Source organism: Hymenobacter agri, assembly GCF_054778495.1.
This window is the reverse complement of record NZ_BAAGZM010001104.1, coordinates 1-820: the sequence shown is the minus strand read 5'-3', so window position 1 is coordinate 820 and position 820 is coordinate 1. Positions and strand designations below refer to the sequence as shown.

The following is an 820-nucleotide window of genomic DNA, read 5'->3' as shown; positions in this document are numbered from 1 at the left end:
TGCCGCGCCACGCGCACGAGGCGCAGCTCGGTGTCGCGGTCGAGGCCGTAGCCGCTTTTGGCTTCCACGGTGGTTACGCCGTAGCGCCGGAAGCCCTCCAAATGATGCAGGGCATTGGCCAGCAATTCGTCTTCCGAGGCGGCGCGGGTGGCGCGCACGGTGCTCAGAATGCCGCCGCCGCTGGCCAGAATGTCGAGGTAGCTTTCGCCGCGCAGCTTGCGCTCGAACTCGTGGGCCCGGTTGCCACCGAACACGAGGTGCGTGTGGCACTCCACCAGCCCGGGCATGAGTACGCAGCCGGTGGCGTCAATTACCTGCGTTGCGGGACCGATACGGCTGGCATCGAGCTCGGCCATAGCGCCCACGGCCGCAATTTTATCATCCACGCAGGCCACGAAGCCATTTTCAATAATGTGCCAGCTGCCGAGGTCGGCACCCGCCAAGGGGCGGTGGGTGGGGCCGCCGGCCAGCGTGAGCACCTGCGCGGCGTGCTGAATGAGAAGCGAATACGGAGCCAAATCGGACATGGGTGGGCGGGAAGCGCGGGAATAAACGACCGGCAAAATACGGCCGCGCCCGCCGGCTTTGCGTACTTGGGGCCGGACCTCCCTTTTCTTCCATGTCCGACGCTCCCGCTGCCCCGCTCATTCTCACCCTCGCGCTCGATGCCGCGTCGCAGGCGTATTTCAACGACCTGCGCACGCAACATTTCCCGCCCAAAATCAACTACCTGGCCGCGCATCTTACGCTATTCCACCACCTGCCGGGCACCGAGCAGCCGGCCGTGGCGGCCCGGCTGCAAGCCGTGGCGCAGGCCACG

Annotated in this window: 2 protein-coding genes; one reads left to right on the top strand and one right to left on the bottom strand. The window is 66.3% G+C overall.

Annotated features, from left to right (window positions below; genetic code table 11):
- A partial coding sequence (locus ACYVDE_RS24745; RefSeq protein WP_460504175.1) for an amidohydrolase family protein occupies window positions 1-527 on the bottom strand: 527 nt, incomplete at its 3' end.
- 92 nt (window positions 528-619) lie between these two features.
- Here ACYVDE_RS24745 and ACYVDE_RS24740 point away from each other — a divergent pair.
- Window positions 620-820 (top strand): 2'-5' RNA ligase family protein (locus ACYVDE_RS24740; protein WP_460504174.1); only part of this gene is annotated, 201 nt, incomplete at its 3' end.